The organism is Cupriavidus sp. Met-2 (genome assembly GCF_049843575.1).
Classification (GTDB): Bacteria; Pseudomonadota; Gammaproteobacteria; order Burkholderiales; family Burkholderiaceae; genus Cupriavidus; species Cupriavidus metallidurans.
The window spans coordinates 83,337-96,532 of sequence record NZ_JBBHZL010000015.1 but is presented as its reverse complement, the minus strand read 5'-3'; the positions used below and the strand labels follow the sequence as shown (position 1 = coordinate 96,532).

The following is a 13,196-nucleotide window of genomic DNA, read 5'->3' as shown; positions in this document are numbered from 1 at the left end:
CGGCATGTCAGTGGAAGGGTTCGAATGCGTCGAAAAGGATCGAAAAGGATCGAAAAAGGCCGAAAGGGTCAGGAACGACTCAGTCGTTCCAGCGGCGCAAGACCAGCGACGTATTGATGCCGCCGAACGCGAAATTGTTGCTCATCACGTACTCGGTGTCGATAGCACGCCCCTCGCCCACGATGTAGTCGAGCTGCGCGCAGCGGGGATCGGGGTTCTCCAGATTGATCGTCGGCGCAAACCAGCCATCGCGCATCATCTCGATCGTCATCCACGCCTCGAGCGCACCACACGCGCCCAGCGTATGGCCGACGTAGCTCTTGAGCGAACTGATTGGCATTCGGGCGCCAAACACGGCGTGCGTGGCCTGTGATTCGGCGATATCGCCCTGATCGGTAGCCGTGCCATGCGCGTTCACGTAGCCGATTCGATCCGGCGAGACGCCGGCATCGTCCAGCGCCATCCGCATGGCCAGGGCCATCGTGCCGGCATCGGCCTGGGTCACATGCACGCCATCGCTGTTGGTGCCATAGCCAACGATCTCGGCCAGGATCGGGGCGCCGCGCTGGCGCGCGTGCTCCAGTTCCTCCAGTACCAGCGTGCAAGCGCCCTCGCCCAGCACCAGGCCATCGCGCGCGGCATCGAACGGTCGTGGCGTCGCCGTGGGCGCATCGTTGCGCGTGCTGGTGGCGAACAGCGTATCGAAGACGGCCGCCTCCGTGGCGTCAAGCTCTTCGGCGCCGCCGGCCACCATCGCCACCTGACGGCCCATGCGGATCGTCTCGTATGCGTAGCCAATGCCGTGGCTGCCTGACGTGCAGGCGCTCGACGTGGTCAGGATGCGGCCCTTGATGCCGAAGAACACGCCGATGTTTACGGCGGCCGTATGCGACATCATGCGGATGTACGTGGTGGCGTTGACGCCCTCGGTGGTGCGGTCGCTCATCATCCGCGCGAAGTCCTGCGCGGCGGACGGCGTGCCGGTCGAGGACCCGTACGCGATCCCCATCTGTCCGCCGGTCACCAGCGGATGTCCGGCCAGCCCGGCACCGGCCAGCGCCGATTCGGTCGCCAGCACGGCCATCTGCGACACGCGGCCCATGGTCCGCATGAGTTTGCGCGTGTAGTGCGGCGGCAGCGTGAACGGCGGCACCGGCGCCGCGATGTGCGTGTTGAGGCCACGGATCTCGCGCCAGTCTGGCACGACCACTATCGCATTGCGACCGGCGGCCAGGCGCTCGCGCACCGTCGCCCAGTCGTTGCCGATCGCGCTGACCGCGCCCGCTCCCGTGACCACCACCCGCTTCATCCGAACATGCCTCCGTTCACCGAAATCACCTGGCGCGTAATGTACCCGGCATCGGGCGAAAGCAGGAACGCCACCGTGGCCGCCACCTCGTCCGGGGTGCCCATGCGGCGGGCGGGAATCATCTTCATGGCTTCCTCGCGCACGTGTTCCTCGATCATTTCCGTGTCGATCAGCCCCGGCGCCACGCAGTTGACCGTGATCTGGCGCTTGGCCAGTTCGATCGCCAGTGCCTTGGTGGCGCCGATCACCCCAGCCTTGGCAGCGCTGTAGTTGGTCTGCCCGCGATTGCCCACGATCCCGGACGCCGACGACAGCGTGACGATCCGGCCCGGCCGACGCCGCTGCACCATCGGCAGCACCACGGGATTGAGCACGTTGAAGAACGCATCGAGGTTGGTGTGAATCACCTCGTCCCACTCCTCGCCGCTCATGGCCGGAAACGCTGCATCGCGGGCCAGCCCGGCGTTGCAGACCACTCCGTAGTAGCAGCCGTGATGGTCGATATCGGCCAGCAATGCGCTGGCCGCGGCCTCGCGTTGCCCGACATCGAAACACAGCACGCGCGCATTTCGGCCGAACGCGCGCACGGCGTCGGCCACCGATTCGGCTTCGTTGCGACGCGCGCGGCAGTGGATCACCACGTCATAGCCATCGCGCGCAAGACGCAGCGCAATGGCGCGGCCGATGCCGCGCGATGATCCCGTGACGAGCACGGTCTGGGTTGTCATGTCTGCTGCCCCTCGAGGAAGGCCTGCGCGTCCGCAGGCCGATATACCGAAACCGTTGCCCGAGCCACCTCCTGGCCGCCCATGTCCAGCGTGCAGGCGAACAGCGACAGGCCGTCATCACCCGTCATCTCCAGCCGGGCACGAATGGTCAGCACGCTGCCCACCGGAAACGCGGGCACGTCACTGGCATAGCGGCGCGAGCCCAGCAGGAAACCCGGGCCGGGCTTGCATCCCTTGCCGCGAGCCTGCATACCCGCCCATGCCGCGATCGTCTGCGCCATGTACTCGATGCCAATCCATGCGGGCATCCCAGCGTCATCGACGAACAACTGCGTCGACCTGACTGTCGCGCGCGCCACGCACTGGGTGTCATCGGCTGCCAGCAGTTCGTCGATCAGACGCATCGCGCCGTCATGCGGCACCAGCTCGCCAACGGGCGGCAAGGTCGATATCGGTGCGGGTGTGCGCATCTTTAGCCCTCCCCCATCACCAATACGCAATTGCTCCCCCCAAACGCAAATGAATTGCTCACCGCATGCCGCACCGGCCGGCCCAGGGATTCGTCAGCGCCCACCACATGCAGCGGCGGCATCGCGGGGTCGGCGATGCCATCCCACCAGTGCGGCGGCAGGCGACCCCGGGGGTTGTCCGTCAGCGTCAGGTACAGCAGTGCGGCTTCCACCGCGCCGGCGGCCCCAAGCGTGTGCCCGGTCTGCGACTTGGTGGAACTGACCGGCACACCGGCGCCGAACAGGTCGGACACCGCACGCGCTTCCATCACGTCGTTCTGCTCGGTGGCGGTTCCGTGCAGGTTCAGATAGTCGATGTCCGCGGGCTTCAGTCCGGCGCGAGCCAGCGCCTGCTGCATGGCCGTCCGCGCGCCGACACCCGATGGGTCGGGTGCGGACATATGGTGGGCATCCGAAGTCTCGCCCCAGCCGGTCAGCCGCACGGGCCCGGCCTCGCGGGACATCAGGAACAACCCCGCGCCCTCTCCCAGATTGATGCCACGCCGGTTCGCCGACAGCGGGTTGCACCGCTCGGCGCTCACCGAATCGAGCGAAAGGAAACCGGAAATCGTAAACGTGCACAGCGTGTCGACACCACCGGCGATTGCCACGTCGACGATGCCGTGCTCGATCAGGCGGGCCGCGGCCGACATGGCCTTGGCGCTGGACGAGCACGCCGTGGAAATCGTGTAGGCAGGCCCGCCGACGCCGAGCCGCCAGGCCAGATACCGGGCCGGCGAGCCAAGCTCCTGCTGGGCGTAGTGGAACTGCTCGGGCCACGTGCCCTCTTTCGCGTGCGTGCGCACGGCAAGCTCGCCCTCGTAGATGCCGGACGTGCTGGTACCGAGCACGATCGCCACCCGCATCGGGCCCACCCGCGCGATGGCCGCATCCACCGCCGGACGCAAGCCGGCAAGCGTGCGCTCCAGCATGGCGTTGTTGCGGCTGGCCAGTTCCAGCGCGGTGCCCGCCGGAAGGTCGGTGGCCGCCATGGGCTCTGCAACGGTGCCCAGATGCAGCGGACTGCCCGGCGTATAGCGTTCGGTGACCTCGCCACCAAACGGACAGTCACTGCGCCACAGCGCGGCACGCACGGCGTCGCTGCCGCTACCGAGCGCGCATATCACGTTCATTGCGTTCAGATAGATCGTCATGGCGTCTTTCCTTCTTCCTGCAACGTGCGAATGGTCAGCCGATAGCCGTCACGCCGCTGCGTGAACAGCGTGGTGGTGGCATCCGGATAGCGCACTTCGGCCACGACCTCATCGCCGTACCGCAGCACACGCATGGCCGGCGTGGCATCGACGTGCCAGCCATCGGGCAGCGCCGCCTGAATCGCTTCGACAGGCCAGAGCGACAGTTGCAGGTCGCTCAGGATGCGCTCGGGCATCAGTTCCCGTGGGGCCCACGGGGCCCGCGTCACACGCAGGTCCCGGCCATCCCAATCGATACGCGCCAGCACCTGGCCACCTGCCACGGCGGCCAGCCGCGTATGGGCGGCATCGGCTTCCAGCATCGCGATCATGTCACGTGTCTGCTCGCCCTGCGGCGATGGGAACTGCACTGTGATCTGCTGCTGCAGGCTCAGCGTCCTGCCCAGCGAGGCCGGCGGCAGGCGCAACAGCGGCACCTCGGCCCGCGTCGGGGCGACGGTGGCGCAACCGGCCAGCACCGCTAGCGCGGCCAACGCAGCCAGCGTCGCCAGCGCGGCGGGCAGCCTCAATCGTCGCAAAATTGCTCCAGCACGCTCAGCCGACGGCGCGACTCCGTCACGAATGGATTGTTCAGATCCCAGGCATAGCCTGCCAGGATCGACGAGATCATGTCGCGAATGTCGGTGGGCGCGTTGGGATGGAAGATAAGCTTCTGGAAGCTGCCTTCGTACCATGCTTCGACAAAGGCACGGAAGCAGTCAACGCCTGCTTTCAGCGGCCTGGCGTACTCGGTTTCCCAGTCCACGGATTCGCCGGCCAACGCGCGCGCCACGCAGGCGGTGGCGAGGCTGGCCGACTTGAATGCGATCGTCACGCCCGACGAAAACACGGGGTCGAGAAATTCGCCGGCATTGCCAAGCAGTGCGTAGCCATTGCCCCAGAGCGACCGGACGTTGGCCGAATAGCCGACGATCTGGCGGGCCGGCGTGTCCCACTCGGCATCCTTCAGCAGCTTCGCGAGGCCCGGCTCCTCGGCCACGAGTTGCCTGAGGCGAGTCATTTCATCGCCTTCGTACCGGTCGAGGAACGACTTCTCGGCCACCACGCCCTGCGAGCAACGCCCGTTGGAGAACGGGATGGTCCAGTACCAGACATCGACGTGTTCCGGATGCACGCTGACGCGGATCTTGTTGCGATCGAAGCTGCCCCCCGGAATCCTGTCGGCCACGTGCGTGAAGATGGCGGCGCGCACCGGAAAATTCGACGGCGACTCCAGGTCGAGCAGGCGCGGCAAAACCCGGCCAAAGCCAGAGGCGTCCAGCAGGAAGCGTGATTCCACCTGATACACGTTGCCATCCGGATCGCGCACGGTGACAACCGGCGCGGCACCGCTGACGTCCACCGCTTCCACGACATGGCGAAAGCGCACCTCGGCGCCCTGCTTCTGCGCCTCGCGAATCAGCACATCGTCGAAATGGGCGCGCTGCACCTGGTAGGTGGTGCCCCATCCCGGCGAGAATTTCTCGCGAAAATCGAAATCGGTATAGCGGTCGCCCCGCGCGAAGGCCGCCCCGTTCTTGTACTGGAAGCCCGCCTCCACCACGGCCTGCAGCATACCGGCCTCCTCGATGTAGGCCATGCTCTGGGGCAGCAGGCTCTCGCCGATCGAGAAACGCGGGAACGTTTCCTTTTCGATCACCAGCACGCCGATGCCGCGCTTGCGCAGCAATCCGGCCGCCACGGAACCCGCCGGGCCCGCGCCGACGATCAGTACGTCCACTGTCTCTTTCTTCATTGAGATCCTTCCTGACTGATTTGATGCGATGACGTTCCGGGCAGCGGCCTGAACCACGGCGACATCACCCAGACCGCACCCACGCCCGACAGCATCGTCGCCCCGAACGCATGAAGCGCGGGAGTCGACGACAACGCAAGCAGCCCGAAGGCCAGCAACGTGCTGGCCGCCCCGAGCACGATGGCGGTCCAGGACACGCCATCGCCCGGGTGTTCGAGCAGGAAAATTCCATAGTCGACGCCCACACCCAGCAGCAGCGCCAGCGCGAGCACCGAGAACAATTGCAGTGGCACGCCGGTCCAGCCCAGCACGGCCACACTGAACGCCGCCGCCAGCAGCGTCGGCACGAGGGCGCGCCAGCCCGAGCGGCCATAACGCCACCAGAGCAGCAGTGCCACGCCCACGGCGCCTGCCAGCAGGAACCAGCTCATCAACACCCGGTAGTGATGGAGCAGGAACGAGATATCGGCCACGCGATCGACCCACTCCGCGCCGGGCACCTGCCGCACCGACGCCGCGATACCGTCAATCGCCGACACGTGGTCCAGGCCGCGCAACAGCATCACGCTGGCGAAACCATTGCCCTCGCGGCCAAGCCACAGGTGCCGCAGCGTTTCCGATACCGGATTCGCCAGCCACGCGGGCAGCGTCAGCACGGCGTCACCAGCACGCGCGGACGGAGCGGGCGGCGCGATCGAGCCGCCCACTGCGCTGGCCACGCGTGCGCGGATCGCCGCCTCCTGCCGATCGGCCAGCGCGGCATCGGCTTGCTGACGGCCGGCGGACGGCACCCAGTCCGAGATCGCAATGAAGCCGGCCAGATCGCCGCGCCGGATCGCATCGGCCAACCCGGCCTTGATCGCCTCCTCGCGCGCGAGCACCTCGTCCGGCGTCGCGCCACGCACGAGGATGAACTGCGCCGGGCTTGGCGTGCCCAGCAACTGCCCTGCCGTGCGTTGCGCCTCGATCAGCGCGGGCGGCGAACTCTGCAGTTGCCGGATGTCGTCGGCAACGCGCACCTGCCAGATGCCGGTCACGATGAACAGCATCAACACGCCAAGCGCCAGCCAGGTACGCCGGTCATTGCGTGCGTACGGCCAGCGCGCCAGGCTATCGGCAAGCCAGGTGGAAAGACGCGTCGGACGCAGGTTGCCCCGATCGAGCAAAGGGAACCAGAACAGCACGGTCAGGAAGGCCGTGATCAGGCCAACCGCGGAGAACAGCGCCATCTGGCGCAGCCCGGGGAACGGTGCGATGCCAAGCGCGAGATAGGCCACCACGCTCGTAGACAACGCCAGCGCCAGTCCCGGCGCCAGGAAGCGCATCACGGCAGGCGGCGTCGCACGCGGCATGGCCTGGCGCGTCACGAAGTAGTGGATGCCGAAGTCCTCGGCCACCCCGACCAGACTGGCGCCGAACACCAGTGTGATTAGGTGGACGCGGTCGAAGACGATCGCCGTGGCGGAGATTGCTGCCGCCGTCCCGATCAGCAGTGACAGCCCCACCAGCACGATGGGCCGCAGCGAACGGAAGGCCAGCCACACCAGCAGCAGCACCGCGGCCAGCGAACCCCATCCGATCACGTTCATTTCCCAGTTGGCCTGCGCGGCCGCGGCTTCGGCGTGCAGCGGGATGCCGGCCGTCACCACGCGCACGCCGTCGTCGCCCTGACGCGCCGCCGCTTCCGCCGCATGGAGCAGGTCGCCGTAGTCGGTGCTGCCATTGGCGGAAAACGCGGGCTTGGTGATCCGATAGGTCAACAGCACCCAATCCTTGCCTTCGCCGGTCACCGTTGCCAGACCATCGCGCTCATGTACGCGGGTCACCGCCGCGCGAGACAGCCACCAGTTCTGCCACAGCCCGAGCGGGTCGGACGCCCAATCGGTCAGGCGCGGTCCGGTGGAAAACTGGTAGAGCCGCGTCAGCGCCTGCTGCGCGAGCATATCGGCATTGGTCGTCCGCAATGCCTCGCGCTGCGCGTCGGTCAGAAGCCCGTCGCGCCACGGCCGGTAGAACGCCAGCGCCGCATCGAAATCGAACGCGGCAATCTTGTCGACGGGCTTCAGCAACGCGCTGCCGCCGGACGTGGCCTGCGAGAAGCGCTGCGCCGCCGCGCGCGTGCGGGCCCAGTCCGAGCCCCCCACCAACACGACTATCTCGCGCGACACACCGTCGGTCAGCTGCCGCAGCACGCGATCGGCCGTGGCGGTGCGCTCGCTGGTCGGCAGCAGCGCCATCACGTCGGTGTCGAGCCGCGATGCACGCCAGAACTGCACCTGGTGCGCGATCAGCGCAATCACGAGCAGCAGCCAGCCAATCGCCAGCAGGCGCTCGCGGCGGGTCAGCCCGCCCTGCATCGCGGCCCCGTGGGCCAGTTCATTCAAAACGTTGTTCCTCCGAAGGACTGAGTTTTTCCGCTCCGGCGGGGTCGATCATCCTGACGACGGTGCTGTCGCCGCTGGCTTCCTCGAGCCTGACGTCGCGGACGTAGCGGTCTCCGGCCAGATCGATCCGCGTGAACGCGCGGCGCACACCCGCATCGGTCGGTGTCAGGGTCAGCGTCCAGCCCGACTTGCCGACGAGCTTGCCGGTCACGCTAAAGCGCGTGGACAGACTGCGCAGGTCGCCGCGCAGGATCGCGATCATCGACTCCCCGACCAGCCGCATGGCGGGCTGGGCATCGGCCTGCATTTCCTGCTGCACCTTGCCGTCCGCGCCCCGCATCACCAGCTTCTCTGGCGTGACCAGCAGGCTCGACGCGAACGGTTCGCGCGTGGCCCACACTACGCCCCGGCCTCGCGCCATCACGAAGTCACCCCGCGAGATCAACGGGTTGCTGAAGCCGGCCAGGCGGCGCGTCTGCTCGAACTGACCATGGATGACCGGCGCATCGGACAACCGCGCCGACACGGCCGCGGAAAGATCCTCGGCGTGTGCCGGTACGACGCTCATCGCCGCCATCGTCACCAGCGCAAACATCGCCTGCAGAGCCCGGCGGCGCATCATGGCTCGACTCCAAGCCGTTGCAGTAGCACCGGCGGACTGACGTACTGCATCTCCTGGGTGGCCATATCCACCGCCACCTGGATGGAGTATCCCTTGGTCAGCCGCGCGCCGGACAGCGCGTCGCGCATCTCGTAGTCGATTCGGAGCCGGTTTTCCCATTCCGCGAACGTGGCACGCACGATCACAGGCTGGCCATATCGCAACGGGCGAACGTACTTGACGCGCACGTCGACGATCGGCCAGGCATAGCCCGATGCTGACATCTGCGGATAGTCGTAGTCGATCTGCTGCAGCAACGCGCAGCGTGCCAGCTCGAAGTAACGGAGATAGTTGCCGTGCCAGACCACGTTCATCGGATCGAGATCGTGGAACGCCGGCGTCAGCGTGATTTCATGACTCAGGATTCTTGGCATCGCGCTCCTGTGCGGGCTGCTGCATGTCACGGCGGCCGATGCTGATCGGATCGTCCGCCCAGAAATCATAGAAATTGAACCAGTCATACGGTGAACGCGCCACGAGGTCCTCCAGCCAGCGGGAGTAGGTTGCGGCCAGCGTCTGCAGACGTGCCTCGCGTGTGGCGCGCGGTAGCGTCACGACGCGTTCCAGCTCGGTGAAGCGGATCAGGTGCCCGCGCCCCTCCCGCACGCAACCCATCGCGTACAGCGGGCATTTCAGCAGGCTCGCCAGCACATAGGGGCCTATCGGGAAGCGTGCGGGCTGACCGAGGAACGGCACCCGCACAGCCCGGCCACCGTGCGCGGGCGCGCGATCGCCGGCAATCGCCACGAATTCACCGGCCTCCACGCGCGCGGACAGTTCGAGCGCCGTGGCCGGAGAGATATCGTCGATCTGGTAGAGCTGCAGCATCGAGTCCGGGTCCAACCGCGCCAGAATGCGATTGAAGCGCTCGGCATGGGCGCTGTGGACCAGCACGGTCAGCCGCAGCCCGTTCAACCGGTTGGCCATCGCCCGGCAAAGCTCCAGACAGCCGACGTGAGCCGTCATGATGATGCCGCCCCGCCCGCTCGCGATCTGCCGGAGCAGCACGTCGCCGCCTTCCTTGGAAACATGCTCGAAGCGATACCGTCCGCCAATGGCCAGCAGCTTGTCGAGCATCGTGTCGCCAAACGAAAACAGATGCCGTAGCGACTGGCGCCACGTGGGCTGCGTGCCGATGGCGCCTGTTGCCGCCTCGACTCGCGCGAGATACTCCATCGAAGACCGGCGCGCCAGCGGATACGCCAGCCAGAAGTAGACGACCACGGGGTACATCACCACGCGGAACAGCAGCCGGCCGAACGCGCGGTACAGGCCGTAGAGTAACCAGATGCCCCAGACGCAGGTGGCTTCGCCAATGGCGCTCCAGTGCGGCGTGCGGCGGCGCGGCGCGGCGCCCGGTGTTTCGGGGTGCAAGGTGCTCATGCGGGGCGCACCTTGCGCCACAACAGACGCGGCATTCGCCACAACATGCCGAAGAACAGGCGGGTCAGCATCCCCGTCATCAGCAGGTTGTCCTGGATAAGACGGAAATGCGAGACGCCATCGCTGGGATACGTGACCCGCGTCGGAACGTTGACGACCGGCACGCCGCGCCAGTACAGGCGCACGATCACCTCGGTGTCGAACTCCATGTGGTGGCCGAGCCGCACGTCCTGCATCAGCGCTGTCACCGCGTCGAGCGGATAGACGCGCAAGCCGCACATCGAGTCGCGGATCTCGAACGAGAGCGTGTTGATCCACACCAGGATGTGCGTGAGATACCGGAAATAGAAGCGGTGGCGCGGCACCGTCTGGTCATACACCGGGCAGCCCGCGATGACCGCCGTCGGGTTCTCGCGTGCCAGCGTGAAGAAACGCGCGATGTCGTCGGCATTGTGCTGCCCGTCGGCATCGATCTGCAGCGCGTGCGTATAGCCGAGCTTCGCGGCCTCCTGGAACCCGGCCATCATCGCCGCGCCCTTGCCCCGGTTTTGCGGCAGGCGGATCAGGATCACGCGCTCCCCATGGGCATCGGCAAGGTCGCGCAGCACCTGGCTGCACGCCGGGCCGCTGCCGTCATCGACCAGCAGGCAAGGCCACGGATGCCTCAGGATGGCCTCGACCATGGCTCCGATGGCATGTTCGTGGTCAAAGACCGGAACCAGCACGATGGGACGAAAAACGGCGGTCATGAAACTGCGGGGTGAAAAACGATCTTGCCGCTCGCGTGCGAGCCGGCATCGGAGGTTAGTCGAAAGGCCAGCGTGCATGACGCCGGCTGCCAGTCGAGCGCCATGCGCACCGCTGCGCCGGGACGCATCACAGCCTGGAATTTGAGCACATCCAGCCTGGCAAAACGTTGACGTGGCGGGACCGCCAGGCGTTGCGGCGCCAGCGCCATGACCCAGTCGACCTGAGCGACGCCCGGCACGACCGGTGCGCCCGGAAAGTGGCCATCGAAGATTGCGAGGTCTTCGGCGATGTCCAGCTCGGCCGTGGCCGACGTATCGTCGGCCTCCACCCAGCGCGCCACCGGAATACTGTGACGCAGCAGTTCGCGCAGCATCGCCTCGGTGGTCTTGCCCTGGGCGTTGCACGGCAACGCCTGCGGGAACGCCCAGCGCCGCGGCAACGCCAGCCGGTCAACGCCGTCGGCCAGCGCACGGCGCAGCGCGGCAATCAGCGCATGACGGCCCTTGCCGTCAAGCATCGATTGGCCGGCTTCCTGCAGCACGATGGCCGCGCCCACGCGCGTGCCGATAGCGGTCTCGATCAGCAATACGCGGGCTTCGCGCACCAGCGGCGACGCCTGCAACCGCTGCTCGATCGCGCTCAGCGACACCCGTTTTTCCTCGATCTTGACGATGCGGTCCGCCCGACCGGCCAGCACGAATGCGCCATCTCCAGTCGGCAGCACCCGGTCGGCGCACACCTGCCAGTCATCGTCGGCGAGGTGGGCCGAGCGCACCGCGAGGAACCCTTCTTGCAGCCGCCACGCCACACCGGGCAGCGGCGTCCAGCGGTCGTCCCCTGCCGCGCGCTGACGCCACGCGACGCCACCGGTCTCGGAACTTCCAAATACTTCGATCGGCGAGACACCGGTATGGCGCAGCACATCCGACGCACCCTCGGGCGGCAACGGACCGCCAGACGAAAACACCGCCCGCACCACGCCGCGCGTGGCGGCCCAGTCCAGCGCTTCCGGCATCCGCTTCAGATGCGCCGGACTGCTGACCAGGACCACCGGTGTCCGGTCTTCGGCACAGGACGCAACCAGCTCTTCGTGGAACGCCATGCGTGCCACCGGCATCGACCGGCCCACCGCCAGCGGCCACAGGATCGTGAACAACAGGCCGTAGATATGTTGATGCGAAACCGTAGTCAACAGACGGCTTTCTCGCGGCATCGTCGGGCCAAACGCCTGTTCGAGCGCGTGGACCTCGGCCTCTAGTTGCGCCAACCGCTTGGGCGCGGCCTCCGGCGCACCGGTGGAGCCGGACGTGAACAACGTGATCCAGGTTTCTCGCGCGTCCAGGCGGGGCCATTGCAGCGGAGACTCCGTGGCAGACGGTTGCAGGCCCTGCGGAAGATCGCCGGCCATGCCATCGACCTGCTCGCGCAGCGCGGCAAGCGTATCGGGCCTCGCATCGCCGGGCAGCACCACATGCTTGCCCGCGTGCCAGGCGCCGAACAGCGCAGCGGCAAACTCGGCCGGGCTGTCGACGAACAATGCCCAGCGCGCGCCGGGCGCCGCCAGGAACGCGTGTCGCCATGCCGTTGCCCGCGCGACCAAGGCGCGAGCATCGTCTCGGGCAACCAGCGCCGCCATCGTTGCACTGACGCCGTTCGGACGGTCATCCATGATGGCCCTCCGCATGACGGCGCTTCACGCGCTGGCGCACCAGCCACTCCACCGCGAACATCGCGCCGATCAATCCGTAGGCAATGCCGCCGTTGTAGATCGCCCAGGCACGGTCGCTACCGGCCAGGGCCGTGATCGCGGCAATCGTGCCATTGACGACGAAGAACACGCACCAAGCCTGTGTGACCCGGCGCGTATAGGCCACGCCGCTCGGCGGCAAGTCCGGTTCGCGCAGGCGCGCAAGGCGTTCGATCAGCGTGGGAGGATGGCGCAGGCTCCAGCCAAAGACGGCGAGCATGGCCACGTTGACGAGGACGGGGTAGAGCTTCAGCGGCAATTCATGATCGGAGGCGAGCACCGCAATTGCCAGCGCGGCCGCCAGCAGCGCCGTGACGCGCCAGCCGGTCTGGCGGCTGGTGGCGGCGCGCAGCAGCGCGAGCACGACCAGCGCCAGCGCCATCACGCGCGGCGAGTAGTGCTGCAAGCCGAAGTAGATCACGAGCGGGTAAGCCATCGTCAGCAGCCCCAGCCCCCATTTGCGCCATGCCATGTGCTTGTCAGGCGGTGGCCGGCGAGTCGATCAGCGATGCCAGGGTCCGCACCACGTCGCCCACCGTCTTCACCGATTTGAACTGCTCCGCCCGGATCGGCCGGCTCATCAGCGGTTTCATTTTCACCAGCAGGTCCACGGCGTCGATGCTGTCGATATCGAGATCGTCATACAGGCGCGCATCGAGCGTGATGCGGGCGGGGTCGATCTCGAACATCTGTTCGAGCACCCCGGCCACGCGTGTGAAGATTTCGTCGTGCGTCATGCTTGTGGCTCCGTGTTCCCCGATTCAAACCATCCAGAC

The 13,196-nt window shown here is 67.0% G+C and carries 14 protein-coding genes; all 14 read right to left on the bottom strand.

The annotated features are described in order from the left end of the window. Positions 1-79: 79 nt before the first annotated feature. From WD006_RS25825 to WD006_RS25760, 14 genes are read right to left on the bottom strand one after another with little or no spacing between them, the layout of a single operon-like run. On the bottom strand, positions 80-1,309 hold the full coding sequence (locus WD006_RS25825; protein ID WP_029309555.1) for a beta-ketoacyl-ACP synthase: 1,230 nt from the start codon (positions 1,307-1,309) through the stop codon (positions 80-82). Then, on the bottom strand, positions 1,306-2,037 hold the full coding sequence (gene fabG, locus WD006_RS25820) for a 3-oxoacyl-ACP reductase FabG (protein WP_011518873.1): 732 nt from the start codon (positions 2,035-2,037) through the stop codon (positions 1,306-1,308). Before fabG ends, WD006_RS25825 begins: the two co-directional genes overlap by 4 nt. Then, positions 2,034-2,507, bottom strand: coding sequence for a hotdog family protein (locus WD006_RS25815; protein ID WP_011518872.1), 474 nt, complete (start codon positions 2,505-2,507; stop codon positions 2,034-2,036). Before WD006_RS25815 ends, fabG begins: the two co-directional genes overlap by 4 nt. A gap of 2 nt (positions 2,508-2,509) precedes the next feature. Next, on the bottom strand, positions 2,510-3,700 hold the full coding sequence (locus tag WD006_RS25810) for a beta-ketoacyl-ACP synthase (RefSeq protein ID WP_011518871.1): 1,191 nt from the start codon (positions 3,698-3,700) through the stop codon (positions 2,510-2,512). Continuing rightward, positions 3,697-4,269: a DUF3261 domain-containing protein gene (locus WD006_RS25805; RefSeq protein ID WP_011518870.1), complete on the bottom strand. Its 573-nt coding sequence runs from the start codon at positions 4,267-4,269 to the stop codon at positions 3,697-3,699. Before WD006_RS25805 ends, WD006_RS25810 begins: the two co-directional genes overlap by 4 nt. Continuing rightward, a complete protein-coding gene (locus WD006_RS25800; RefSeq protein ID WP_011518869.1) occupies positions 4,266-5,495 on the bottom strand; it encodes an NAD(P)/FAD-dependent oxidoreductase in 1,230 nt (409 codons plus the stop codon). The genes WD006_RS25805 and WD006_RS25800 overlap by 4 nt, the downstream gene beginning before the upstream one ends. Next, entirely contained in the window at positions 5,492-7,879 is a 2,388-nt protein-coding gene (locus WD006_RS25795; protein WP_231108892.1) for an MMPL family transporter, read from the bottom strand. The genes WD006_RS25800 and WD006_RS25795 overlap by 4 nt, the downstream gene beginning before the upstream one ends. Next, the gene (locus tag WD006_RS25790; protein WP_029309552.1) at positions 7,872-8,501 is read right to left on the bottom strand and encodes a LolA family protein; all 630 of its coding nucleotides are present in this window, start codon (positions 8,499-8,501) and stop codon (positions 7,872-7,874) included. Before WD006_RS25790 ends, WD006_RS25795 begins: the two co-directional genes overlap by 8 nt. Beyond that, positions 8,498-8,914, bottom strand: a complete 417-nt coding sequence (locus tag WD006_RS25785) for an acyl-CoA thioesterase (RefSeq protein ID WP_017515621.1) — start codon at positions 8,912-8,914, stop codon at positions 8,498-8,500. The genes WD006_RS25790 and WD006_RS25785 overlap by 4 nt, the downstream gene beginning before the upstream one ends. After that, positions 8,892-9,923 (bottom strand): acyltransferase, encoded by a 1,032-nt coding sequence (locus WD006_RS25780; protein ID WP_029309551.1) that lies wholly within the window; start codon positions 9,921-9,923, stop codon positions 8,892-8,894. Before WD006_RS25780 ends, WD006_RS25785 begins: the two co-directional genes overlap by 23 nt. Continuing rightward, the gene (locus WD006_RS25775) at positions 9,920-10,672 is read right to left on the bottom strand and encodes a glycosyltransferase family 2 protein (protein ID WP_011518864.1); all 753 of its coding nucleotides are present in this window, start codon (positions 10,670-10,672) and stop codon (positions 9,920-9,922) included. Before WD006_RS25775 ends, WD006_RS25780 begins: the two co-directional genes overlap by 4 nt. Then, positions 10,669-12,342, bottom strand: a complete 1,674-nt coding sequence (locus WD006_RS25770) for an AMP-binding protein (RefSeq protein ID WP_029309550.1) — start codon at positions 12,340-12,342, stop codon at positions 10,669-10,671. Before WD006_RS25770 ends, WD006_RS25775 begins: the two co-directional genes overlap by 4 nt. After that, positions 12,335-12,892 (bottom strand): membrane protein, encoded by a 558-nt coding sequence (locus tag WD006_RS25765; RefSeq protein ID WP_011518862.1) that lies wholly within the window; start codon positions 12,890-12,892, stop codon positions 12,335-12,337. The genes WD006_RS25770 and WD006_RS25765 overlap by 8 nt, the downstream gene beginning before the upstream one ends. A 7-nt stretch (positions 12,893-12,899) precedes the next feature. Next, positions 12,900-13,157: an acyl carrier protein gene (locus WD006_RS25760; RefSeq protein ID WP_008652282.1), complete on the bottom strand. Its 258-nt coding sequence runs from the start codon at positions 13,155-13,157 to the stop codon at positions 12,900-12,902. Positions 13,158-13,196 lie beyond the last annotated feature (39 nt).